Here is a 20,686-nt window from a genome sequence, read left to right on the forward strand (position 1 = left end):
GTTGAGGGAATTGTGATAAATATTCTTCACCTCAGCCCTCACTCCCACCGCCCTCAGCACAGCCACCCTACGCTCGGCCTCGGCGCGGTTGGTTGTGCCGAAGCGGAGCTCTATCATGTTGCCTTCATGCAGGCTTATTGAGAACTCCGCCGCTACGCCGTCCGCCTCGACAACCAGCCTAGCCCTAGGCCTCTTACCCTCTGTGGTGAAGCTCTCGATCCGCGCCCTTACTTTCTCCGCCCTTGCCATCTCGGTAAGCTTCGCCACCTTGGAATAAATCTGTTCGTCGCTCTTCACCACCTCAAGCACACGCTCAAGAGCCACTAGATACGGCAGAGCCTCCCTCGCAAACCGCCTAGCCTCCTCGCCGTACAGCCTGTGGACGGCGCTTCCAGCTTTGTACATCCTTAGCTCATACCCAATTCTCTTGAGTTTGTGCGTAGTAGGCGGCTTTTCTGTGAATTTAGACAACTGTGTAACACCAGCGCCTCCACAGACCCCGCCGAAACTACCCGAAACCCCCATGTATAAAGATATGTAGCGGCGTTTCGCGCCCCGGCTCTATCCCCGGTTAACACCACGGCGGCGGGCGCCGGGAGCTCCGCTGAATGTAAACGGAGCGGCACGTCCCCCTCCCCTTTACATCACCCAACCGCTCGCCGGGTCTTTTTTCGCCGGATGTAAACAGGACAGCCTCGGCAGGTGGTCTCACACGCCGGAGAGACGGCGATCGGCAGATGAAAACAAGGCGTCTGATCAGTCTCTTTCTCTTTCCAGTAGCGTCCCTGTAGGCGAGACGCGGCTAGAGGCACCCCGCTGAGAGATGTAGTGTCCGTAGTGGGCGGGCCGCGCATTACCTAGAAGCTCTCTACCAGCGGCGCTATACATATAAATACTTGTATTAGCTCTCTAATGAATATGACGGTATCTAGTAGAGTCGCTTGGTGGCGACATAGCCCCCCCTCGATAAAGAAAAGTGGCGTATAGACATGTATAGGCTAGTGATTAACGTAGGCAACGACGAGCTCGTGTTGCGCACATTTAAAATCCTGGAGGGCGAGGTGCGCTTTCCCCGAGGCCGCCTCTACGTAGAGGGGGGAAGCATAGTGGCGGAGGCGGCCGACGCGGCGAGCCTCAGGTCGCTCCTCCACACAGTAATGCGGGCGCTGTACGTAGTGGAGCACATTGGGGAGTGGAAATCTTTATAAAGCAGGGGGTGCGTGTTGCCGATGGCGCAGATACCACCATCTCTCCAAGACCTAATTAACAGATTTAACCAAGCACAGGCCCAGTTGCAAAGCGTCTTGTTGAGGAAGCAGCAGTACGAGGCGGAGCTGAGAGAGGTGGAGAAGGCCATTGCGGAAATCGAGCGTCTATCTCCAGACGCGAGGATCTTTAAAAACGTCGGCAACTTCCTCGTGCCGCAGAGCCGCGACGCGGCGTTGCAGGAGTTGAAAGACAGGAAAGAGCTACTTGAGCTACACGTGAAGACGCTTTCGAGGCAGGAGTCCATGCTGAGGGAGCAGATTGATAAGCTCCGCGACGAGATAAACAAAGAGCTGGCGAGGCTCAAGGGAGGCGCCGCCGAGGCCGCGAAGGGCGGGGGCTAACATAGATGGATGAGATCAATGAGTTTATTTCTTCCCAAGTCCTTAGATACATAGAGAAAAAGCTGGGGGACGCGGTCAAGCACATCACGGTATTTGTCTCTTACACTGGGGACGGCGTCGAGGTGGACGTGGACGTCGACGCAAGCGTGCTGGTGGACGACTCCTACCTGCAGAAAGTCGTCGAGGAGGCCGCCGAGCTGGGCGTGTGCATCGCAGATTTGGTAAAGGAGCGGGGGTGGCCCCTAGATCCAAGAGATGCCGAGAAATGCTGGAAAAGCTAAGGGATTTGTTGAGAGGCGCTGAGAGGGCCGCGGTAGTGACGCATAGGAGAGCTGACGCAGACGCCTTGGCATGTGCTGAGATAATGAAGCTGGTTTTGGAGAGGCTTGGCGTTGAGGTTGTCGCCGTCGTGTGTCCAGAGGGCTCCCCACTGGGGGGATGCGTAGAGGAGGTCCCCAGCGGCGTTGATTTATACGTGCTGGCCGACGTGGCGTCTCTCAGCCAAATTCCCCCTATATGTGGGAGATGTGTGAGAGTGGATCACCACTTGGTCGGGGATGAGATACCCGGCGTCGTGGCCAACAGGCCGAGCTGTACCGAGGTCGCTCTGACGCTGGCCGAGGAGGCCGGCGTCGATATTCCGCCGGAGGTGGCGAGGCTAGCCGTTTTAGGCATCTACACAGACACCGGCCGGTTGAGGAGAGCCGACGCTGAGACTCTGAGGTGGGTTGCCTACCTCATGGAGAAGGTCGGCGGGGTCCTGGGAGATTTGGTAGGCGCCGAGGAGGGCCAGAGAGGGGAGCACGTGGCAATTGCGCTGTTGAAGGGGATGCAGAGGCTGGAGATTTACGAATCTTCATTAGGTATAATCTGCACGTCGCACGTAGGCGCGCACGAGTCCGACTTGGCGGCGTTGCTCCTATCGGCTGGTTGCAAGGTGGCTGTTGTGGCCTCTTTGAAAAAAGACGGCGTGCACCTCGTCTTTAGATCGCGGGAGGTGAACGTAGCCGAGATGGCGAAGTCGCTGGGGGCAGGCGGGGGGCATAGAGAAGCCGCAGTCGCCGTGCTGGGCGAGAGGACAAGCAAGAGAGAGTTGCCAAGCCTTCTGAGAGCGGTGATAAAGAAGCTGTTTCCCGACGCCGTCCCCCTAGTCTAGGAGATCTACCCTCCTGGCTTTGAAACTACAGCTGGGACACCCATATATGCTCTGCACAACCCGCCCCCTGTACCTCCTGGAAAAGTACTTCTCCTGTCTATACAGGTGGAGGAAATCCCGCCCGCATTGAGGACACACGTACTCCGTCTTAACCCCCCTCCCGAGCTTCGAGGGCTTCTCCACCAAAGCCCTGCCCAGAGCCTCCTCCAGACCCGTCTCGATCTCCACGGAGCTCACCCCCAGTAGCTTCAGGTCAAACCGCATCCCATACCATCTATGAGCCCTCTCTAGCAAAGAGTTCAGGTAGTCAACCAACACGTAGGGCCTGTACGAAACCACCACCAACACGTCAAGCGAGTCGATGCCCAGAGCCTTTCTAACCTCGTCGATATCATCAAAACCCGGGAACTCGTCCCGGGGGCACCAGAACCCTATCCGCAGATCCCCCACCGAGGCGAGCACGAGCTCCGCCCTCTCCCTCTTCGCCCCTATCCCCCTCTCGCCTAGATACTCCACCACAACGTCGCACTCCACACCTCTGGGAAAGGCAAACATATAAAAACAATGTTAACAAGGCGGCCTGTGCGGTGCCCCATGTTGCGCCCCACGGCAGACGGCTTGAGGTGCGTACTGATGCCGCCAGAGGAGTGGCGGACCAGGAAGACGCAGCTAGAAAAGTACTGTAACAACGGAGGTAGCGGCTGCGCGGTCTACGCCCAGTACCTCGCCAAGAGAGGGGGCCCACATTTATAAATAGCCGCTTACAAGCGGCCATGTTCTGCGCCTCTCTCCAGGAGTGTATCGAGTATATAAAGCCGGCGCAGGTGCTAGCCGCGTCCACCCCCCTCGGGGGGCTGGGCGTGTTGGCCCTGGCGCAGGTCACCAAGCTGACCGTGGTGACGTCGGGCCCCATCTTTAACAAAATCGCCGTTCTAGAGGCCGTAGATAACTACGGCGCCGAGGTGAGGTACGCGCCGAGGCTACACACCTCCGTCTACAAGATGGTGGGCGAGAGGGAGTGCTGGGTCGCCGGGCCCCCCCTAGTGAAGTCCACGGTGGCGGGAAGCTCCACCTCCCTCTCCCTCTACACATGTACAAGGGTGGACGGGCTGGATAAACTCTTCACGGGGGGGAAGCCGGTGGAGTCGCTCAGCTCTAAGGTGGTGGGGGGAGGCAGAGACGGGCGCGACTTCGACATAGTGGTCAGACTGAGGGCGCTTCAAGTCAAGGGCGACGACGAGGAGGACGTGGCAGACAGGATAATAAGAAGCGGCGCCGTGGAGGCCGACGACCCCGACATAGTGTCGCAACTCCTGTGGCGCATCGCCTCTAGGTGGAGAAACAGATCGGCTATAATCTATAGAGACCCCTCCACGGGGCTGGGCATCACGATACCAATGCTCTACTACGCGGTGAAGGTGGTAGCCGCGGGCCGGGACTGCCCCAAGGGGCAGTGCGTCAAGACCACGACGAAGCTCCTAGAAAGAACCCTCAGACTCACGCCGCCGTCGAAAATACACGAGGCGTGGCAGGCGGCGTTGAAAGACCCGCAGACGCGGAGGCGGATAGAGGAGAGCCCCCACATCCCAGCCCTGTTGATACTCACGGGGAAAATAGACGTGGAGCGCGAGGGGGCGCCCCCCGCCAAGCTCTACGTGCTGAGAATCACCTAGTGACCTCCCGCCAGGCGAGGCCGAGGGCGTCTGCGTATCTATACGCCTCCTCCATCTCCTCCTCAGAGACCCTGCGCCTAAGCTCCCTGTAGCGGTTTAGCTTTACAACGAGGTACTCGGGCCTGTACTGATCCATGATGTTCACAAGAGCGTGTCTACAGTTCTCCGCAAGCCACCTCAACACCGGCTTGGTGCAACACTCCACGTGGCCCGGCAACACCAGATGCCGCACAATGATATCCTCCCGCCTCCTGCAGATCACCGAGAAATTCCGCGTGGTCACCTCCCAGTACCGCGGCGCAACGGAATACTTAAGGGCATGCGAGTCGTCGCCGTATTTAAAATCCGGTAGCCATATGTCTACGACGTGGAGAATGAGAGAGAGGCCCTGGGGCGTGAGGTACATGTTGGAATTCCAGAGCTGAGGCACGTTCACACCCCTCCCAGCCAGGATTCTCAATGACTCGAGTATGTGGGGGATGTTCGGCGTCGGCTCCCCCCCGACCCAGTTGATGTTGCGGGCACCCTCCTCCCTCAGCCTCACTTGAATAGCCGCCAGAGCCCCCGCAGAGGCCTCCACGCCCGAGTCTGGAAATTGGGAAATATCCCAGTTCTGGCAGTAAACACAGCGGAAGTTACACCCGGCGAAAAACACAGTCCCCGACGGCACCAGCGGCGCCTCCTCCCCCAGGTGGTGGAAGTAGCTAGCCACCCTGGCCCTAGCGTCTAGAAGACACGCCCCAGCCCTCGCAGTCCTATCCACCCCACAGCGCCTCTCGCAGAGCATACAACGCCTCAGTTGCCTCCTAGCAAGCTCGATCTTAACATCTAGAAACGAAGCCCCTGGGAGGCCCCTCTTCACCAGCGAAATATCCGGCCTCTCCCTCTGGCGGCTCCACTCCTCGTCAAAGACGCGGCCCAGCTCGTCGTGCACCTTCCACAGCTCGTCGTCGCCCATCGAGGAGTAGTCCGCCGGCGCCTCCACCCTGGCGGCGATGTGAAACTTAGCCGGCGCCTCGTCCCGCATCACCGAGTAGTACCACCTAAGCCTCTCCCGAACCACCGGCTCCCGCCACACAGCCACCGCGTCGGGCCGGTAAATAACCCACGACACGTATAAGAGGCGAATCAGTTTAAAATCTTTAACAAGGCGACGCCGTGCAACTCATAGCCAAAGGCGCCGAGGCCGAGATTTACCTGATGGAGTGGTTCGGGCTAAAGGCCGTCCTCAAGTGGCGCAAACCCAAAGCCTACAGAGACCCCGAGCTAGATCGCTACATAAGGCGGAGGCGCACCATAAACGAAGTCAGGAATATGTACACAGCGCACACCCTCGGCGTGAGGACCCCCGCCGTCTATTTCTTCGACCCGGAGAAGGCCCTCATAATTATGGAGTACATAGAGGGCAAAAACCTCCGAGACTTGATAGGCGAAGGCAGGTACAGCCACCTCCGCGACGTGGGCCGCCTCGTGGGGAGGATGCACAGCGCGGGCTTGATACACGGCGACCTCGCCCCCACAAACATAATCCTAACAAGGGGAGAGCTGTGCTTCATAGACTTCGGGCTAGGTGAACACAGGAAGGGCTGGACTAGGAGAACCGCGGTCCTACTCGCCCGAGACGTCAACGTGCTCCTACGGACACTCGATCTCTACGGCGAAAAAGCCGAGGAACTGAAGGCGCTGTTCTGGGAAGGCTACCGCCAAGAAATGCACGAAAAAGCCACAGCCGTGGAGAAGGAGGTCGCGCGGATAAGGGCCTCGGGACGCTACGCCGAGCGCAGTTGAGAAAAGTAGCGGGCCCGGTGGGATTCGAACCCACGACCTACGGTTCAAGCTATAGACCAGATTTATAATTGGCTCAAGCCAGTCTTCTGTTGTCCTTGTGTGTAGAGCTTGTAGCCTGCTCCGATAGAAATATCGCTGGCCGTTTTTGAACAGGACAAGGGAATAGTGGCGAGTAAGGCGAAGCATAGAGGGAGGGCAAGACGCCGTAGTTGACTTTAAATCTGAGTAAACATATGTGCCTACGTCTACCACATCTACACAGCACAACCTATCGGATAGGAGTTATATGGAAATGTAGATCCCCATACCCATGGGGACTCTGCTTAGCTGGCGTCTAGCGGAATTTTAATGTTGCAGGCGAAGATGTTACCAGGCTGGTGGAAAGGTTGAAAGAGAGGTGTAGGTTGGCGTTGAGCAGTGAGGCCGAGCCGACTTTTGAGTCCGTGTTGAAAGAGTCTAGAGAGCGCGGAGTGTTGCGCGGCGACGTCTATACGCTATTTAAAAAGTGGAGGCTGTATATGCAGTACGTAGCCGATGCAGTGCCTAGAGCCTTATCCTTGCCAGATGATGTTGCGGCGCAGTTTAGACAGTTCGTAGATAGCCTGTTTCCGTTGCTGGACAACGCCGAAAATCAATCTAGAGAAAAATTAGTAAAGATATGTAGAGCTGTAGAGGAAGGTAGTGTTAAAGTAGAGAAGGGGGACGGGGCTACTTTTTACGTTTGTTCTGGTGAAACATGTATCCACACGTATATGAGTAAGTCTGTAATATATACACTGCATCTACGTGGTGCATCGGGAGAGCTGTATTTTCCCAACATATTACAAGGAGAAGAGTTAGAGGCGTTGCAGATCGGGTGGCGGGCATCTGACGAAGGCGTATTGAATAGTAGACCCAGGTTAAACACGACACAGCCGTGGCAAATTCTAGCCTGGGCCGCCACGCGACCCGGTAGGTTGTGGGTGCGTATAGACTTCATCGCCCTCACGGCAAGGGGACTATCCACGGTCTTTCACTTAATCGCCAAGGACTGGGAAGAGAGGTGGACTAAGCAAGAGGCCCAGCGTCTCGCCTTAGCCATGGCGAAAAGGGGCGTATACAGACCTCTCCTCACCTGGTGGCTTGGAGACGGCGTAGTAGATCGCCGCAGATGTCTCCAAATATCAATAAAAGACGTGTCAGGGCTAGAATCTGAACTAGGAACATTTACAAGCGGCCGCATAATTATATGTGGAGCTGAGGCTAGGCGGATTGCAAGAGCCATGGCGGAGGCTGGGACCTACGCACCTCTTCTCGATGTGCTACACTCTCATAAATGGGCCTACTTAAAGTGGCTAACCTCCTCCTCTGTCAGACGCTTTAATCCAACTTACATATTAATAAGCGGAGTAAAGATGCGCCTCCACCTCGCCGCCAAGACGCTGTACGCAGAGACGCGGCTAGCCAGCGAGGAAGAGGCTAAGAAGACCGCGGAAAAGCTCGCGCCGTACGCTAAGATGTACAAAGACAGAAGTCGATATGTAGTATACATCCCAGGCGGGGCGCTAATCCAGATGGCGAGAGGCGATCCAGAACTAAAGAAGAGAATTGCAGAATATTTGAAGACGGCAGAAAAGCCAGTTGCGAAAAAGCTATTACTGAAACTGCTCCAACACTTATAAAATTCCTCTGGCGGGCCCGCCGGGATTCGAACCCTATCCCAAGCCCCCACGCGGGGGCTTGACGGGACCTACGGCTTAGGAGGCTCGGCGGACCTAGGCCGGGTCCACCGCCGCTCTATCCTGACTGAGCTACGGGCCCTTTACTAATATTGTGTATGTTTTTAAGTTTTCTGTGCTTAATAGCAAACGCCGGATTGTAGATCTGTGGTGGGGGTAAAGTTTTTAATACCACAGCGTCATTGTCCTGCATGGGTGGTAAGAAGAAGCCTACTTTGAGCCAGTTGGCTAAGAAGGCTGAGAAGGAGAAGGCGCAACAGGCGCAGAAGGGTAAGAAAGAAGTGAAGAAGGAGGAGGCTCCTGCTAAGAGGACTGTGCAAGCTCTTGATGAAAAGGTTTTTCAAGCTATTGCTAGGGAGGTTGTGGGTATGAGGGTTGTGACTCCCTACGAGGTGGCTACTAAATACGGTATCAAGATGTCGGTGGCGTTTAAAGTGTTGAGGAGTCTTCGTGAGAGGGGGGACCTAGTTCTGGTGGCTAAGGGTCACAGAACTGAGGTTTATATACCGGCGAGGGGTGGCTAGAGTGGTATCTCGCCTCTTTTTAGGGGTTTTTTGAGGTTTACGACGCCTTCCTCTTTTAGCTCAATTACGTCGGCTGATCTTAGGATTTCTATCGCGGCTCTCACCGCCCTCTGGTCGGCTTTGGCGATGCGGGTGACGTCTTCTATTAGCCTAATTACGCCTACGCTGGGGTAGACGGCTAGATAGTTCGCTACAACGTCTAGCACGGACTCCGCCTTTGACTTGTCTATCTTTGCCTCGTTGGCTAGTAGAGTTGCGAGGGTGTCCCAGCTGGTTGTCTCTCTTGGCGGCTCTTGGCTAGGGGGGATCTGTAGGGGCTTTTCTGCTGGCTGGCGGGGGGCCTCCTGCTTGGGGGCCTGCCTCGGCGCGGGTTGGGACTGTCTGCGTTGTGTGGTGGTTTGCTTGGCTTGTTTTGCCTCTTTCTGGGGCGGCCGGGTCTGGGGGGTGAGGGTTATCGTCTCGGCGAGCTGTATCGTGGAGCCGGCGAAGGTTACCTCGGGTCCTGAGGCGAGGCAACCAGTTTTTATACATATTATTGTTTTGGCGAGGACCCCCAACGCCTCTTGCCTCACCTTGCCTGTTTTGTACAGCTCCGAGAGCACTGTCTATACCGGGGCTTGGGGGTTAAAAAGCTACGCCTCCTTGGTCTCTACAAGCCTCCAGTAGGCTATTTTGCCTCTTTTGACCTCCTTGACTATGCTTTCTTTTTCTAGGAGTTTGAGTATGTAGAATATCTGGGAGTGGCTGAGGCCTGTGAGTTGTATTAGTCTGCTGGTTGTAAGCTCGCCGTAGGTCTTGAGGTATTCTATTACCTGCTCCTTTCTCTCGAAGACCTTGTCTGTCTGTCTTCTAGGCATGTATATCTCGGGACGTGTGCTTTTTTTGCCGTTGTTTAACCAAGATAATACCTGGGTAATGTTGGAGTTTTTCGTGTCTGGTTTAGTCGAATAGCTTTATCATTTTCCTCATTTTTAAGTACTGGGCGTAGTCTACGTATATCTTGTCGCGTAGCATCTCCTCGACCGTCGGCACGCCCGCTTTCTGCCTTTCTGTTATTAAGTCTGTGGTTGTGAATACGAAGGCGTTTGACCCGGCGCCGCTACCGAAGGGCACTAGTAGTATTTTGTCTCCCGGCTTTGCCGAGTCTAGCACCTTGGCGAAGCCCATCAGCGCCGAGGCGTTGTAGGTATTTCCGATGTCCGTCACGACGATGCCGGGCTTCACCTTATCCATTGGTATGTTCAGCATAGACGCGGCGCGGACTGGGAATCTGCCGTTTGGCTGGTGGAACACGACGTAGGTGAAGTCCGAGGGCTTGTAGCCGTGTCTCTCCATTAAGCCCTTGGCCGCGCCTATTATGTGTCTGAAGTAGGCGGGTTCCCCGGTGAAGCCTTCGCCGTGCATTGGGTAGGGGGAGCCCTCCCTCCTCCAGAAGTCTGGCGTGTCGGACACGTACGAGTACACGGCCTCCAGCTCGGCGACGACGCCGTCCCGACCGACTACTAGAGCCGCGCCGCCGCTACTCGCCGAGTACTCCAAGTGCTCCCCCGGCTCGCCTTGGGACGTGTCGGTGCCTACCGTCATGCCGTACTCCACGCGTCCCGACTCCACCAGCCCCATGGCGGCTACGAGCCCCTCGCTACCCGCCTTGCACGCAAACTCCATATCCACGGCGAAGACATTGTTGCTGAGGCCCAGGGCGTCTACTAGTATCGACGATATGGGCTTAACAGCATAGGGCTTGGACTCGGTGCCGGCGTACACAACGCCTATCCGCCTAGGATCTATCCCCGCCCTCTTTATGGCCCTCCTGGCCGCCTCGACGGCTATCGTCACGGCGTCTTCGTCAATTCCCTCTACGCTCTTCTCGTCGACTAGGTAGACGTCCACTATGCGGAGCGGGTCGTCGCCCCAGATCCTCGCCACCTCCTCGGTCCTAATCCGGTACTTTGGTATATAGGCGCCCCAGCTTACTATCCCCACCCTGCTCATACCCCCACGGGTCTGAATTTGTATCCGTACATCACGAGGCCGTGTTTGCCGTCGACGACAACTCTCCTAAACACAGCCTCTACCTTGACCCCCGGGGCTAGCTTCTCGGGTTGCGCGTCGACTATCTGGGCCGCTATCTTGACTCCGTTTGTCAGCTCCACTAGGCCCAATATCAGCGGCTTCTGTTTTAAGAAATCGGTCCCCACCTGGTGCAAGACGGTGAATTCTAGTAGCTTCCCCTCTCTGGGGAGCTCCACGTCTTCCAGATCTTTGGAGCCGCATCCGCACCTAGCCACCGGCGGGTAGTGTATAGAGCCGCATTTTCTACACCTCTTGGCCACCAGGCGGTAGTACTGCGGTATGTTTCTCCAATATATCGGCACAGATTCGTGTCTCATATCTCTGTTCTTTCGTTATCCTTTTTATGTATTGTCATGATTCTAATACAACAACTGTCGATATCTTATCTATGCCCCCCATGCTGTGGATCACTCCGTGGCTACCGTCGACGCGCTTGAACTCCTTCCCCATCAACTGCCAAGCCACCTCCACCAGCTGGTACACCCCCGTGGCGCCGAGGATGTTTCCCCTGGCTTTAAAGCCTCCGCTTAGGTTCACCGGCAGGTCGCCCTCTCTCAAAGCCGCCAGCGCGCCGCCTCTCTTCACGAGGCCGAGGCTCTCGACGGCCAGCACCCCTAGTATTGAAAAGGAGTCGTGCACCTCAGCCGCCGCCACGTCTCTTGGGGTGACGCCGGCCTTGTCTAAGGCGCGTCTTGAGGCCTCTTGGAGGCTGTACAAGACGTCGTATTCCTGCCTGGCGTTGAAGCTTCTTGTGTTGGTTGCGGTGGCTGCGGTCAATATCCTCGGCCCATCTTTCTTGTTTGCGCATAGCACGGCCGCGGCGGCTCCGTCTGCGAGGGGGCCCACGTCGTATAGGCGGAGGGGCTCGCTGACCACTTCGCTGTTCGTTGCGTCTTCCAGCTTTATTGGGCGTTTAAAGTAGGCATAGGGGTTGCCCGCGCCGTGCGCGTGCATGTAGACAGCCCACCTAGCTAGGTCTTCGTATTTGTATTCGTATTTCTTGAGGTACATCTTGGCCATTAACGCGGCGAGTGAGAGGGGCGTGAAGCCGAAGTATCTTTCGAAATACGTGTCGAGGGTTGTGGCGTAGATATCTTGTTGCTGGTTGCTGAGGACGTCGTTTGGCTTGTCGACGCCCACCACGGCGACGCAGTTGTACTCCTCAGACTTCAAGGCGTGGTATGCAAGAGCCACGGCGGCGCCGCCTGAGCCGTCTCCGTTTTCGATTCTGAAAACTGGTATTTTATCTATGCCAATGGACTCCAGTATGTAGGCCCCCAATATTTGTTGCCTGTTGGCGAGCTCGGTAGTGGACGAGGCCACGAAGAGGGCGTCTATATCCGCCTTGGCGTCGGCGATTGCCTTGTCGAGCACGGCGGCGGCGAGGTCGTCGTGGTTCTTGTCGTAGTGGCGCCCCGCCGGGTAGAGCGCCCCGCCTACAACGTATACGTCTCTCATCAAAGAGTTATAAAGACAACTTATTAAAATGTTTCTAATGGAAGTGAAACTACACGAGTTTGAAAAGGTTTACGGCGACGCAAACAAAGCCGCCGAGGCGAGGAGGCAGTATCTGGAGAAGGCCACTGGCGCTAGGCTGGAGAACATTGGCAAAACGGTGATAGATCTCAACACTGTGGTTGGGAGGAATATTGAAAATGTGATTGGCGCCGTGCAGATCCCCGTAGGCGTCGCCGGCCCCCTCCTCGTCAGGGGGGACTACGCAGATGGCTACTTCTACGTCCCCCTAGCCACCACCGAGGGGGCTCTCGTGGCCTCGGTCAACAGAGGCGCCAAGCTAGTGACCGAGTCGGGAGGCGCCAGGGTGAAGGTGTTGAGAGACGGCATGGCCAGGGCCCCCCTGTTTAGACTGCCTTCGCTAATCGACTCTGTCGAGTTCGTCGACTGGGTCACGCAACACTTTGAGGAGTTGAAGAAGGTGGCCGAGTCGACCACTAGGTTTGGCAAGTTGAGAGAGGTGCAGCCTTTCGTCGTGGGGAACTACGTGTGGCTTAGGCTGGTCTTCTCCACGGGGGACGCCATGGGGATGAACATGGTCACCATAGCTTCAGACGCCGTGGCTAGGTACATCCATGAGAACTTTCCGAAGGCTAGGCTGGTCGCGCTCAGCGGCAATATGTGTGTAGATAAGAAGGCTAACGCCGTCAACTTCATACTGGGGAGGGGGAAGACTGTGGTGGCCGAGGCGCTGGTCAAGAGGGAGTTGTTGGAGAAGATGGGGACCTCCCCCGAGGATGTTCACAACGTGAATGTTAGGAAGAATCTAGTAGGCTCAGCCCTGGCCCACTCCTATGGCTTTAATGCGCACTTCGCCAATATAGTGGCGGCGATTTTCATAGCGACGGGTCAAGACGCGGCGCAGGTTGTGGAGTCGAGTATGGGGATAACCTCCACGGAGGCTAGGGAGGAGGGGCTTTACATATCTGTATATCTGCCGAGCCTAGAGGTAGGCACTGTAGGCGGCGGGACTGGGTTGCCCACGCAGAGAGAGGCGCTGGAGCTCCTGGGCGTGGCGGGCCCCGGCGACCCGCCGGGGAGAAACGCGTTGAAATTCGCCGAGATCGTTGCGGCTACCGTGCTGGCGGGGGAGTTGAATTTGCTGGTGGCACTTGCCAGGAACGAGCTCGCGTCGGCGCACCAGAGGCTGGGCAGGGGGGCTAGGTGAGGCTCTGGGCCATTCTGTGGGCAAACTGCCGGATTTTTGGCAACAGGTTTTCAATATGCCAGAGGGGGTTGACGAAAACTATGAGCCAGCCTCTTTTGTTTGGTAGCTCGAAGATGCCGACCTTGTAGTTGGCGTACTTGACGGTGACGTAGTTAAACTCCCCGAGGCTCTCGTCTTGGTTCTGCCTGATTATGTTGATGATCTCTATGAGGTTTGAGACTTGGCGGAGGGTCTTAGCCGTTAGGGTGTTTGGCAGGTGGTGTATAATGGGCACCCCCCTCTCGTCGAGGATAGTTACGCCGTGGATCGCCTCGTTTATTATCTCAGTTACGATAATTCGCTTGAGATCTGTCGCCGCAGATGTCTTGTTGTCCTTCTTATGCGGCGAAACATAAATTACCACGAAACTCAATGATAGAGCTCTTTATAAGCTTTTATACTGGCGAGGTAATATGCAGTTTTAGTTTTTAACCACCTCGACTACTATATATGTGGCGGAGTTTGAGGAGGAGTTTGAAGAGTTTGAACAAGAAGAGGTCAGAGAATACGAGGGCGAAGCCATAGAGGAGGGGAAAATAAAGGGCATCGTCTCTGCCACGGCGCCGCCCTCGATCGTGCTGTCGGTTGTGTACGACGGAGCGGAGGGCAAGGCCTTGGTAAAGCTCTACGACCCCGCGACGGACAACGTGTACTACTGGTACGACAACACCGGCCACAAGCCGTATCTCATAACGACAAAGACGCCCGAGGAGATAATGGAGAAGTTCCCCAGCGCCCTGCGCCACCAGGGGTTCAGCCACTTCGGCGTAGAGGAGAAATACGACGCGCTAAACGACCGGAGGATTCTCGTGACTAAGGTATATGCAAAAGACCCTCTGTCGGTGGGCGGCGGCAGAAACTCGCTGAGGGACATCCTCAAGGAGACTTGGGAGTCGCGGATAAAGTACCACCACAGCTACCTCTTCGACAGAAACGTGATTCCGGGCATGTGGTATAGATCCAACGGGGGCGGCCTCACGCCCGTAGAGATTTCAATACCCCCAGAGGTCAAGTCCTCCCTCGCCAACATCTTTAAACAAGAACACAGCAAGGTGGCAGAGGAGTGGATACCTCTATTCCAGGCGCCCATCCCCCACATCAGGAGGGTCGCCATAGACGTGGAGGTCTACACCCCGCAGGAAAACAAAATCCCAGACCCGAAGAGCGCCGAGTATGAAATAATCTCGGTGGCTCTGGTGGGAAGCGACGGGCTGAGGCGGGTGTTGATGCTTAGACGCCCTGGCAGGGAGGCCGAGCTGAGGTACAGGCCGGACTACGAGATTTTGTTTTTCGACAGCGAATACGACCTCTTAATGGAGGTATTCAAAACCATAGTCCAGTACCCAATAGTCATCACCTTCAACGGCGACAACTTCGACCTCCCCTACCTCTACAACAGAGCCATTGCCCTCGGCATACCCAAGGAGGACTTGCCAATAGCCGCCAAGCGGGACTACGTCAGTGTAGCCCCCGGCGTCCACATAGACATGTTCAAGTTCTTTGCCATAAAGGCAATCGAGGCCTACGCCTTCGGCGGCGTGTACAGGGGGGAGAGGGGACTAGACGGGATAGCATACGCAATTCTAGGCGTCGGGAAGGTGGAGAGGCAGAAAAACGTCTCTAGAATGGGCTACTGGGAACTCGCCGAGTACAACTACAGAGACGCCCTCATCACCCTCTACTTCACGCTGTACAACAACGAAATGGTGATGAAGCTAATAATCCTCCTGTCTAGGATAGCTAAAATGCCCATAGAGGACATCACCAGGTCCCAGGTCTCGGCGTGGATCCGCAACATGCTGTACTACGAACACCGCAGGAGGGGGTGGCTTATACCAAACAAGGAGGATATTCTAAACGTAAAGGGGCAGACCCACACAAAAGCCATAATCAAGGGGAAGAAGTACGCGGGGGCCGTGGTGCTGGACCCCCCGCTTGGCATCTTCTTCGACGTGTACGTCCTCGACTTCGCCTCTCTGTACCCCTCGATAATCAGCAAGTGGAACCTCTCGTACGAGACCGTTAACTGTAGACAGGACGCGGAGAGGCCGATACCGGAGCTACCCCACACAGTCTGCCGCGACAAGCCCGGCCTCACGAGCACCCTGGTGGGCATCTTGAGGGACTTAAGGGTGCACGTCTATAAGAAACTGGCTAAGAAGGCGCCGACGCCGGCCGAGAGGCAGCTATACGACGTAGTCCAGAGCGCCATGAAGGTTTTCATAAACGCCTCCTATGGCGTTTTCGGCGCAGAGACGTTTCCCCTCTACTGCCCGCCGGTCGCCGAGCTCACAACAGCCCTGGCTAGGTACATAATGACCAGCACAGTGCTCAAGGCGACGGAGCTGGGCCTTATACCGGTGTACGGAGATACGGACTCTCTCTTTCTCTGGAATGTCTCCGAGGAGAAGTTAAAGAAGCTCGTGGCCTACACAGAGGAGCTGGGGATAGATATAGAGCTTGACAAGGTGTATAAATTCGTCATGTTTAGCGGCCGTAAGAAGAACTACCTAGGCGTGACTAGCGATGGGAGCGTCATAGTCAAGGGTATTGTGGCGAAGAAACGCAACGCGCCGCCGCTTGTGAAGGAGCTGGTGGAGGAAATTATAGAAAGTCTAAAGAATATAAACACGGTGGAAGACATCACTAAGGTCCGCGACGCCGTTGTAGCTATGGTTAAAGATACAGAGGCCAAGATTAGGGAGAAGAAAATCACTCTGGATAAGCTTGGGATAAAAATCGTTCTGAACAAGAACTTGAATGAATACACGAAGAACAAGCCGCAACACGTCAAGGCGGCTGAGCAGCTGTTGAAATACGGAATTAACGTGGGGCGGGGAGACGCCATAGTCCTAATCAAGACGAAAGACGCAATTGGGGTAAAGCCCATACAATTGGCGAGAATAGACGAGATAGACGAGAAGAAGTACCTGGAGTACATAAACACGTCGCTAGAACAGATACTGGAGGCTATGGGCGTCTCTATCGAGGAGTTGCGCGGGGCTACTAGGCTACTCTAAATCCTCCCCCTCCTCCTGCCCCGCGAGGTTTTGCACTACCCCCCTCAGCACCTCCTCAGTCGTGGCGTCGTCGATAAAGGGGAATACAACAACAGCGTCTCCGACGCTTAAGCTGTCCCCAGCCCACTGGGCCCCGTGGACAATTTCAAAAACCGGCAGGGTTACCTCCACTCTATTCTCTATTCTCTTTGGCGAGTACTTCCGAACTTTTTCGAGGAGTTCCCTAGAGAGGGGCGCTGGGTATGAGACTGAGTAGAAATCTCGTAGTATTATGAAGTCGGAGGCCGCGGGGTTCCACGCCTTTAGGAGTTCTATCGCGACGTCCTTAACAGCCTCCATGACATCTTTATTAATGACATCGCGCTTGGCCACTGTGTTTTTTGTGATATGCGCAACGACGCTCATTGATCCACGTCTAGGTGTGCTATATTAATATTTCTCCATGGGCGCCGGTTTAGGAGACCTTCAGTTTTTTAAAAACGGCGTAGCCTCTATACGCCGCCGCGGAGTTGACCAGAAGCGTGTATAGGTACATCAACGGGTTGACGAGCTGTGGGGAGATCTCCAGCACCAGCGAGACTGCTAGTAGATAGAGAACTCTCTCTCCCCGCTCCATGAAGCCGACCCCCCTGACCTCTACCCCCAGAGACTCTCCCCTGCACCGCGCGTAGCTTATCGCGAAGGTTCCCAAGAGGGCTAAAAACGCGGCGAGATGATCTACGTAGTTCCAGAAGTAGAGTATGTAGGCGGCGTCTGTATATCTATCTAGGTATGAATCTATGAAGGCGCCCCTTCTAGATGCCCTGCCGCTACTACGGGCAACTGCGCCGTCTAGCACATCCAAGACGCCGGAGGCCGCTATGAAGAGCCAAGGCGGCGCAGCGGATAGCCACACCGGCAAGACCCCACCCCACGCCACGAGTACAGACAGGAGAGTTAAGACGTTTGGGTTTACTGGGATGTACCTACCCACGGCGTCTAGGTTAACTCTCTTCCTCAACCGCTCCAACACCACGGCGCTGGGGGGTTGCCCTATATTAAACTTAATCGTCTCAATAAATATGCCAAGTACGCCGCGGCTTGCCAAGACATGTAGGGCGTCGCGCCCAGCGAGACCCAGGTGGCGTGTTTTTCCAAAAACTCCTCATCTTCGCGGCTCAGCCCGTCGTGGTCGCCGAATACATACAGCCCCTCACCGTCCAGCCTCACCTCCGAGACGTCTCTGCCACGTTCATGGAGGTAGTACACGTTTCTATACCTCCCCACGATGGCCTTTAGGTTGGTTTTAAAGTGCGGATTCGAGAGCAACCACCTAGCCGCCTCGCGGGCCCTAAGGAGAGGCGCCGCCGACACCCGGTAAGTTGTGCCGTCGCACAACATAACGTATACCTCGCGGGCCCCCCCTCGGAGGGACTCAACAACGAAGTCAACTAACACGTCGAACCGGTTTTTCACAAGTTGCTCCGGGCTTATCGACCAGGGGCAGGCTACGTCGCTTTTTATTAAAAAGCTCAAACGACTTGCTGAAGCGGTATCTTCTTCTTCCTCTCCTCTCTAGACCTTACCTTTATTATGCCGAAGAAGACGGCGCAGTTTATACAGTAGGTCTTGGTCACCAAATACCGGGAGATTATGGCGCCCTGCTTCTCCAGCTCTCTCGCCAAATCTGGAGGCACAGGGGAATGCGGAACTGTTACCCTCACAGACTTCGACCTAGGCATAACCTTGCCGCAGTTATCGCAGTGGACATAGGGCTCCCGACCCTTGTCGCCTTTTTTCCTACCTCGATTCTTCCTCTTTTTAGGCATAGCGGGTCCAAAATTACGAGCTATTTAAAAAATTTTGCAAAAGAGGCGCCGCAAGTTGATAAACCGGGGCTCGCCCATACTACAGACCGCGCGTAGCTAAGGACACAACCTCACAGCGCCGCCGTCTGTGATGCGTTGCGAGCGGCTGAGGCCTCTACACGGCGTGGTTAGTACCTTTCGGAAAGCCTCAGCCACACCTCGGCCCGCCTGTCTCTACACACGAGGTCGCGTAGATCGTAGCCGCCCACTGATGCGTCTGCGTCCATCGCCACCCCCAACGCGTCTGCGCCTACGAGCTCCTGTATCTTCATCCCACATTCATTATCGCCGCTCCAAGGCACCTCCACCACCTTGCCCTCTCTTACCGCCGCCTTAGCCGCCTCCACCCCCTCTGCCTTCACCACACGTCTCCTCAGCTCCTCCCAAGCGTTCTTGCGCAGGTTTTCCTCAACGGCCCTCATCAACTCCCTAACGGCGTCTACCAAATTACCTAGGCCGACTGCGTATTTCTCTAGAGTATCTCTCCTAGTGACCACAGCCTGCCTCTTTTCCACATCTCTCCTGCCGACTTCTACACGGAGGGGCACGCCCTTGAGCTCCCAGTAGTAGAACTTCCAGCCCGGCGTCTTGTCGGCTCTATCGTCGAGGTAGACGCGCACGCCGCCGCTTGCTAAGGAGTTAACCACCTCTCTCACGAATGGCATCACTACAGAGAGCTCCTCCTCTCCGTAGTAGATAGGAACCACGACTGCTTGTATAGGCGCCAGTTTTGGAGGTATCGTGACGCCGCCGTCGTCGCCGTGGGTGATAAGCATCGCGGCTATGCTTCTCTCGGAAATCCCGTAGGAGGTTGTGTGAGCCAGCTTCCTCGACCCGTCGGCGTCGAGGTACGTCACCTCGAACACCTCGGTAAAGTTCGTGCCGAGGTAGTGGACAGTCCCGATCTGGAGCGTCCTGCCGTCGGGCAGTACAGTGTCAAACGCAATTGTGTACTCGGCGCCGGCGAACTTGTCCCAGTCAGGCCTCTTATTCACCATATAGGCCAGACACATCTCGTCGAAAATCTTCTTGTAAATCTCCACAGCCTCCCTCACCTGCCTCTCGGCGTCCTCCCTATTTACGTGGACTGTATGAGCCTCCTTAAACATGCTGATCTCCCTCAGCCTAATCATTGGATGCGTCATCTTGGTCTCGGCTCTAAACACGCTGACAATCTGGTAAAGCTTGAGGGGCAGATCCTTGTAGTCCTGCACCCATAGCTTCACCATCGGCATTATGGCGGTCTCTGAAGTGGGGCGCAGGACAAGCCTCTCGCCGGCCTCGCCGCCTTTAGAAACCCAAAACACCTCCCTCTCGAAGCCTCTGATGTGCTGGGACTCCTTGCCGAAGTACTCATAGGGGATAAAAACGGGAAATAAAACCTCCTGGTGGCCCGCCTCGTCATGTAGCCGCCGTATTAAGTTCTCGACGTTCCGCCTCAGCTTCATGCCATATGGACGCCAGACGTATGCCCCCTTCACGGGGTACCTCACGTCGTACATCTCCGCCTCTCTCAAGAGCCAGTGAAACCACTCAATCAAGTTGCTCCTCAGCTTATCACGGCCATGAGGCCTCGCGCCTCTGACAAGCTCCATAGCGGCCTCTAACAACAGCAATAAAAAGTTTCACCTTAGACACGATACTAATCACAGATCCGGGAGGGCGGGCGCCGCCCTAATCACCCGCCACGAGATGCCGAAAATGCCGAAGTAGCTCAACAGAGCCTAGATAGGTTGGAGAATAATGCCGCCAAGGTTCTGCGTCGACGTCCTACTTCACAACTTAAACCAACCTCGCAGATATGATCCAGCCGGTGTGCGTGACATCGAAGGTTTCTGGCCTCAGCTCGCCAGGTACGCTCTTCCAGCGCCTGACCAGCACCTCCTCTATAGATATATTGACATAGTTCCTCTTTCTTAAGGCCTCGACGCTCTTAGCCATGTGCTCCACAGTCGTGGCGAAGATCACGACAACCCCGCCGGGTTTTAGAGCTTCTGAGACGCGGTCCAGCGCGTTCCACGGATCTCCCATGTCGAGTACAACGGCGTCTACCCGTATAGAGCCGAAGCCAGTCCTTACCACGTCCCTCACCTGTAAATCGACGTAGTTCAGTAGGTCGATCCTTCCGAGATTGCGCACAGCGACTTTCATATGCTCTATTCTGTTGTCGAAACTGTACACAACCCCCCAAGGCCTTACGTACCAAGCCAGCACGGCAGTCAGGAAGCCCGAGCCGGTGCCGGCCTCAGCCACTCTAAAACCCGGACCTAGGCCTATTGCCTTTATGATGTAAACAGCGTCTTTGGGGTATATGGCTTGGGCTCTCAGCTCGAACTTATTCTCAATTACGTCGAAAATAGTAGCCGAAAGGGCTCTAAACTTGACGCCCAGCGAGGTTGTGATTTCGGAGCCGTGGGGCGCTCCTACGAGCTTATCGGTGTCTATAAAGCCTCTGATAGTCTGGATCCTCCCGCCGCCCACTCTAGCCACAGTTTTGTAGCCCCCCCGCTCCTCTAACAACAGTGCCCAGTCGCCCCTCTTAAACACGTGCGGCC

At 55.8% G+C, this 20,686-nt stretch carries 25 protein-coding genes, 1 tRNA gene and 1 pseudogene; 11 read left to right on the top strand and 16 right to left on the bottom strand.

Annotated features, from left to right (window positions below):
* A pseudogene (locus ACP5J3_RS00005) lies at nucleotides 1-525 on the bottom strand (hypothetical protein); the annotation flags it as partial.
* Between the two features lie 464 nt (nucleotides 526-989).
* Here ACP5J3_RS00005 and ACP5J3_RS00010 point away from each other — a divergent pair.
* The 4 genes from ACP5J3_RS00010 to ACP5J3_RS00025 are packed head-to-tail and all read left to right on the top strand — an operon-like array spanning nucleotide 990 to nucleotide 2,766.
* Nucleotides 990-1,208 (top strand): hypothetical protein, encoded by a 219-nt coding sequence (locus ACP5J3_RS00010; protein ID WP_428493753.1) that lies wholly within the window; start codon nucleotides 990-992, stop codon nucleotides 1,206-1,208.
* Between the two features lie 21 nt (nucleotides 1,209-1,229).
* Complete coding sequence (locus ACP5J3_RS00015; protein ID WP_014287718.1) at nucleotides 1,230-1,610, top strand: prefoldin subunit beta; 381 nt, start codon at nucleotides 1,230-1,232, stop codon at nucleotides 1,608-1,610.
* Between the two features lie 5 nt (nucleotides 1,611-1,615).
* Nucleotides 1,616-1,891, top strand: coding sequence for a hypothetical protein (locus ACP5J3_RS00020; RefSeq protein ID WP_428493754.1), 276 nt, complete (start codon nucleotides 1,616-1,618; stop codon nucleotides 1,889-1,891).
* Nucleotides 1,876-2,766 (top strand): DHH family phosphoesterase, encoded by an 891-nt coding sequence (locus tag ACP5J3_RS00025; protein WP_014287716.1) that lies wholly within the window; start codon nucleotides 1,876-1,878, stop codon nucleotides 2,764-2,766. The genes ACP5J3_RS00020 and ACP5J3_RS00025 overlap by 16 nt, the downstream gene beginning before the upstream one ends.
* Here ACP5J3_RS00025 and ACP5J3_RS00030 read toward each other — a convergent pair.
* The gene (locus ACP5J3_RS00030; RefSeq protein WP_428493755.1) at nucleotides 2,758-3,300 is read right to left on the bottom strand and encodes a hypothetical protein; all 543 of its coding nucleotides are present in this window, start codon (nucleotides 3,298-3,300) and stop codon (nucleotides 2,758-2,760) included. The two genes, ACP5J3_RS00025 and ACP5J3_RS00030, sit on opposite strands and share 9 nt — an antisense overlap.
* A gap of 48 nt (nucleotides 3,301-3,348) precedes the next feature.
* Here ACP5J3_RS00030 and ACP5J3_RS00035 point away from each other — a divergent pair, with 48 nt between their 5' ends.
* Both ACP5J3_RS00035 and ACP5J3_RS00040 read left to right on the top strand, forming a co-directional pair.
* Nucleotides 3,349-3,519: a metal-binding protein gene (locus tag ACP5J3_RS00035; protein ID WP_237179445.1), complete on the top strand. Its 171-nt coding sequence runs from the start codon at nucleotides 3,349-3,351 to the stop codon at nucleotides 3,517-3,519.
* A 20-nt stretch (nucleotides 3,520-3,539) separates the two neighbouring features.
* Nucleotides 3,540-4,439: a hypothetical protein gene (locus ACP5J3_RS00040; protein WP_263242808.1), complete on the top strand. Its 900-nt coding sequence runs from the start codon at nucleotides 3,540-3,542 to the stop codon at nucleotides 4,437-4,439.
* On the opposite strand, the gene ACP5J3_RS00045 is transcribed toward ACP5J3_RS00040, so the two are convergent.
* Nucleotides 4,432-5,553, bottom strand: coding sequence for a radical SAM protein (locus ACP5J3_RS00045; RefSeq protein ID WP_428493756.1), 1,122 nt, complete (start codon nucleotides 5,551-5,553; stop codon nucleotides 4,432-4,434). The two genes, ACP5J3_RS00040 and ACP5J3_RS00045, sit on opposite strands and share 8 nt — an antisense overlap.
* A 44-nt stretch (nucleotides 5,554-5,597) precedes the next feature.
* Between ACP5J3_RS00045 and ACP5J3_RS00050 the strand changes: the two genes are divergently transcribed.
* Complete coding sequence (locus ACP5J3_RS00050; RefSeq protein WP_428493757.1) at nucleotides 5,598-6,227, top strand: KEOPS complex kinase/ATPase Bud32; 630 nt, start codon at nucleotides 5,598-5,600, stop codon at nucleotides 6,225-6,227.
* Nucleotides 6,228-6,604: 377 nt separating this feature from the next.
* Entirely contained in the window at nucleotides 6,605-7,888 is a 1,284-nt protein-coding gene (locus tag ACP5J3_RS00055) for a hypothetical protein (RefSeq protein ID WP_428493758.1), read from the top strand.
* Between the two features lie 8 nt (nucleotides 7,889-7,896).
* Here ACP5J3_RS00055 and ACP5J3_RS00060 read toward each other — a convergent pair.
* A tRNA-Arg gene (locus tag ACP5J3_RS00060) sits at nucleotides 7,897-8,027 on the bottom strand.
* Nucleotides 8,028-8,136: 109 nt separating this feature from the next.
* Here ACP5J3_RS00060 and ACP5J3_RS00065 point away from each other — a divergent pair.
* Nucleotides 8,137-8,469 carry a 30S ribosomal protein S25e gene (locus tag ACP5J3_RS00065; protein ID WP_428493759.1) on the top strand — a complete coding sequence of 111 codons (333 nt, stop codon included), beginning with the start codon at nucleotides 8,137-8,139 and terminating at the stop codon, nucleotides 8,467-8,469.
* Here the strand turns inward: ACP5J3_RS00065 and ACP5J3_RS00070 are convergent.
* The 5 genes from ACP5J3_RS00070 to ACP5J3_RS00090 all read right to left on the bottom strand — a co-directional run bounded on the left by ACP5J3_RS00070 (nucleotide 8,466) and on the right by ACP5J3_RS00090 (nucleotide 12,000).
* On the bottom strand, nucleotides 8,466-9,071 hold the full coding sequence (locus tag ACP5J3_RS00070) for a hypothetical protein (protein WP_428493760.1): 606 nt from the start codon (nucleotides 9,069-9,071) through the stop codon (nucleotides 8,466-8,468). The genes ACP5J3_RS00065 and ACP5J3_RS00070 overlap by 4 nt on opposite strands.
* A 30-nt stretch (nucleotides 9,072-9,101) precedes the next feature.
* The gene (locus ACP5J3_RS00075; RefSeq protein WP_014287705.1) at nucleotides 9,102-9,326 is read right to left on the bottom strand and encodes a FaeA/PapI family transcriptional regulator; all 225 of its coding nucleotides are present in this window, start codon (nucleotides 9,324-9,326) and stop codon (nucleotides 9,102-9,104) included.
* A gap of 82 nt (nucleotides 9,327-9,408) precedes the next feature.
* On the bottom strand, nucleotides 9,409-10,461 hold the full coding sequence (locus ACP5J3_RS00080; RefSeq protein ID WP_428493761.1) for a hydroxymethylglutaryl-CoA synthase: 1,053 nt from the start codon (nucleotides 10,459-10,461) through the stop codon (nucleotides 9,409-9,411).
* Nucleotides 10,458-10,859 carry a Zn-ribbon domain-containing OB-fold protein gene (locus ACP5J3_RS00085; protein WP_428493762.1) on the bottom strand — a complete coding sequence of 134 codons (402 nt, stop codon included), beginning with the start codon at nucleotides 10,857-10,859 and terminating at the stop codon, nucleotides 10,458-10,460. The genes ACP5J3_RS00080 and ACP5J3_RS00085 overlap by 4 nt, the downstream gene beginning before the upstream one ends.
* Nucleotides 10,860-10,893: 34 nt before the next feature.
* Nucleotides 10,894-12,000 carry a thiolase family protein gene (locus tag ACP5J3_RS00090; protein ID WP_428493763.1) on the bottom strand — a complete coding sequence of 369 codons (1,107 nt, stop codon included), beginning with the start codon at nucleotides 11,998-12,000 and terminating at the stop codon, nucleotides 10,894-10,896.
* Between the two features lie 28 nt (nucleotides 12,001-12,028).
* Between ACP5J3_RS00090 and hmgA the strand changes: the two genes are divergently transcribed.
* Nucleotides 12,029-13,225, top strand: a complete 1,197-nt coding sequence (hmgA, locus tag ACP5J3_RS00095) for a hydroxymethylglutaryl-CoA reductase (NADPH) (protein ID WP_428493764.1) — start codon at nucleotides 12,029-12,031, stop codon at nucleotides 13,223-13,225.
* Here hmgA and ACP5J3_RS00100 read toward each other — a convergent pair.
* Nucleotides 13,218-13,628, bottom strand: a complete 411-nt coding sequence (locus ACP5J3_RS00100; RefSeq protein ID WP_428493765.1) for a hypothetical protein — start codon at nucleotides 13,626-13,628, stop codon at nucleotides 13,218-13,220. The genes hmgA and ACP5J3_RS00100 overlap by 8 nt on opposite strands.
* Before the next feature lie 88 nt (nucleotides 13,629-13,716).
* Between ACP5J3_RS00100 and ACP5J3_RS00105 the strand changes: the two genes are divergently transcribed.
* A complete protein-coding gene (locus ACP5J3_RS00105) occupies nucleotides 13,717-16,284 on the top strand; it encodes a DNA-directed DNA polymerase I (protein WP_428493767.1) in 2,568 nt (855 codons plus the stop codon).
* Here ACP5J3_RS00105 and ACP5J3_RS00110 read toward each other — a convergent pair.
* The 6 genes from ACP5J3_RS00110 to ACP5J3_RS00135 all read right to left on the bottom strand — a co-directional run bounded on the left by ACP5J3_RS00110 (nucleotide 16,276) and on the right by ACP5J3_RS00135 (nucleotide 20,678).
* Nucleotides 16,276-16,689 (bottom strand): DUF2286 domain-containing protein, encoded by a 414-nt coding sequence (locus ACP5J3_RS00110; RefSeq protein ID WP_263242793.1) that lies wholly within the window; start codon nucleotides 16,687-16,689, stop codon nucleotides 16,276-16,278. The two genes, ACP5J3_RS00105 and ACP5J3_RS00110, sit on opposite strands and share 9 nt — an antisense overlap.
* Before the next feature lie 49 nt (nucleotides 16,690-16,738).
* Nucleotides 16,739-17,299, bottom strand: coding sequence for a CDP-alcohol phosphatidyltransferase family protein (locus ACP5J3_RS00115; RefSeq protein ID WP_428493768.1), 561 nt, complete (start codon nucleotides 17,297-17,299; stop codon nucleotides 16,739-16,741).
* Nucleotides 17,300-17,316: 17 nt separating this feature from the next.
* Nucleotides 17,317-17,799, bottom strand: coding sequence for a tRNA (pseudouridine-N1)-methyltransferase (locus tag ACP5J3_RS00120; RefSeq protein ID WP_428493769.1), 483 nt, complete (start codon nucleotides 17,797-17,799; stop codon nucleotides 17,317-17,319).
* Nucleotides 17,796-18,092, bottom strand: a complete 297-nt coding sequence (locus tag ACP5J3_RS00125) for a 30S ribosomal protein S26e (RefSeq protein ID WP_014287695.1) — start codon at nucleotides 18,090-18,092, stop codon at nucleotides 17,796-17,798. Before ACP5J3_RS00125 ends, ACP5J3_RS00120 begins: the two co-directional genes overlap by 4 nt.
* A gap of 167 nt (nucleotides 18,093-18,259) precedes the next feature.
* Nucleotides 18,260-19,726, bottom strand: coding sequence for a proline--tRNA ligase (gene proS / locus ACP5J3_RS00130; RefSeq protein WP_428493771.1), 1,467 nt, complete (start codon nucleotides 19,724-19,726; stop codon nucleotides 18,260-18,262).
* Between the two features lie 187 nt (nucleotides 19,727-19,913).
* Nucleotides 19,914-20,678, bottom strand: coding sequence for a tRNA (adenine-N1)-methyltransferase (locus ACP5J3_RS00135; protein ID WP_263242787.1), 765 nt, complete (start codon nucleotides 20,676-20,678; stop codon nucleotides 19,914-19,916).
* Nucleotides 20,679-20,686 lie beyond the last annotated feature (8 nt).

This window comes from Pyrobaculum sp., assembly GCF_049971835.1.
Lineage (GTDB): Archaea > Thermoproteota > Thermoprotei > Thermoproteales > Thermoproteaceae > Pyrobaculum.